The sequence below is a fragment of the Prevotella sp. HJM029 genome, assembly GCF_000599605.1.
In the GTDB taxonomy this organism is placed as follows: Bacteria; Bacteroidota; Bacteroidia; order Bacteroidales; family Bacteroidaceae; genus Prevotella.
This window is the reverse complement of sequence record NZ_KK082666.1, coordinates 1-738: the sequence shown is the minus strand read 5'-3', so window position 1 is coordinate 738 and position 738 is coordinate 1. Positions and strand designations below refer to the sequence as shown.

1 protein-coding gene is annotated in these 738 nt (G+C 48.2%); it reads right to left on the bottom strand.

The genetic code is table 11. From position 1 onward, the window contains the following. Positions 1–253 precede the first annotated feature (253 nt). A partial coding sequence (locus tag X919_RS16890; protein WP_172642725.1) for a hypothetical protein occupies positions 254–738 on the bottom strand: 485 nt, incomplete at its 5' end.

The following is a 738-nucleotide window of genomic DNA, read 5'->3' as shown; positions in this document are numbered from 1 at the left end:
TAGGAGCCTACCCTGGATGCGTTTGCAGGGCGGAAACCTATGCCATCGGCATTGTACTTTCTTTAAATTCATTTGTGCAAAAGGAATATCATTCGCAAACAAATCCATTCATTGCAGGGAAATGGGTGAGGTGTAGAAAAAGAAAGTACAACCCCCGAGGGGGTAGTATTTTTGCTTGCGTCATTACCCAGGGTAGCCTCCTATCGTCGGCAACCCCGGGCTATCGAAAGTATAACCGCGATGCGGTAGTTTTTCACCCATTGCCGGCACACCGAAACGGATGGGATGGTCGGGGGGAGGGGTTGCCCGCGTTTCCAATCGGAGGGAGTGTTTGTACGCGACGTTTGTCAATATACCCAAATTGAAGGGATAGTCGGGCGGAGGGGTTGCCAGCATATTCAAACAGATGGGATGTTTTGGCGCGGCGTTTACCAGTATATCCAATCGGATGGGATGTTTGAAAAGAGGGATTGCCAACATATTCAAACGGATGGAATAGTTTGTTGGATAGTTTGCCAATATATTCAGACGGCAGGAAAGGTCGGGCGGAGGGGTTGTTGGCACATTCAAACAGATGGGATGTTTTGGCGCGGCGTTTACCAATATATCCAATCGGATGGAATATTTGAAAAGAGGGGTTGCCAGCATATTCAAACGGATGGAATGGTCGGACGAAGTGTTTGCCAATATATCCAAACGGATGGAATGTTTGGGCGGATAGATTGCCGCATGCCATTT